This is a genomic window from Microcystis sp. M53603_WE2, from assembly GCF_030065435.1.
In genome coordinates, this window is record NZ_JASJFF010000405.1 from 1 (window position 1) to 1,020 (window position 1,020).

The 1,020-nt window shown below is 46.2% G+C and carries 2 protein-coding genes; one reads left to right on the top strand and one right to left on the bottom strand.

The features are described from left to right. The coding region (locus tag PX481_RS08505; RefSeq protein ID WP_288094364.1) for a PhoX family protein at positions 1-711 on the top strand (711 nt) is incomplete at its 5' end. 86 nt (positions 712-797) lie between these two features. On the opposite strand, the gene infC is transcribed toward PX481_RS08505, so the two are convergent. After that, positions 798-1,020, bottom strand: a 223-nt coding sequence (infC, locus tag PX481_RS08510; RefSeq protein ID WP_288094366.1) for a translation initiation factor IF-3, incomplete at its 5' end; no start/stop codon positions are given.

Genomic DNA, 1,020 nt, shown 5'->3' on the forward strand with positions numbered 1-1,020 from the left:
GAAGATACGGAAGTGGACGAGAATGGCACTTTATATATAACCTTTACCTCTGGTAGTCCCAGTGAAGCGGAGGGAGGGGCCGATAAGGAGATATTTAAGGGACCAAATGGCGAAATCCCCTACGAATTTGGTTGGATTATCAGCTTAAGGGAAGATAATAACGATGCTGCTTCCTTAAGTTTTCGTTGGGATGTGGTCGCTTATGGAGGGGAACCGACAGAGAAAGGTGAGGGTTTTTCTAATCCCGATAACCTCGCTTTCGATAAACAGGGAAATCTCTGGATGGTTAGCGATATTTCCACGGGTGGGTTAAATCGAGAGATGAAAACTCGTTATCCCCAAGGGGTCCCGGTTAGTCAACGGGATTTATTGGGTATTTTTGGCAATAATAGCGCTTGGGTGTTTGCCAAGGGTCAAGAGCATCCCTATCCTTTTGCTATCGCTCCCATGGATGCGGAATTAACGGGATTGTACTTTACTCCCGACCAAGAGACGTTATTTCTGGCAGTACAACATCCGGGGGAAGCGGGGGGAATTCGTCGGGATTTGGCCTTTGAAAACCGCAAATTTGCCCTTAAAACCACTAATGGGCAGGAATTTGAACAAATACGACAAGTACCCCTAGGGTCGAATTGGCCTAGTGGTCAAGTTAATCAACCTCCCCGGCCGGCAGTGGTGGCGATTCGGCGAACCGAGTCAAAATCTGGATAATACATTTGTTTTAGATGATTGGTTTCCTTTGGGGATTTCTGAAAAACAAAAAAGGGGTCTTAGCCCCTTTTTTCCGGATTAGTTAGTTATTTTTTCGGCGATAACATCATCATCATGTTACGACCTTCTTTTTTTGGTGCTTGCTGTACCTCAGCCACATCCTGTAAGTCTTTGGCCATGCGCGCCAGTAATTCTTCCGCTAGGTTAGAGTGTTGAATTTCCCGGCCTCGGAAGGTAATCGTCGCTTTTACCTTATCTCCCGCTTTTAAAAAACGTTGCGCTTGGTTGACTCGCACGTTGTAGTCATGC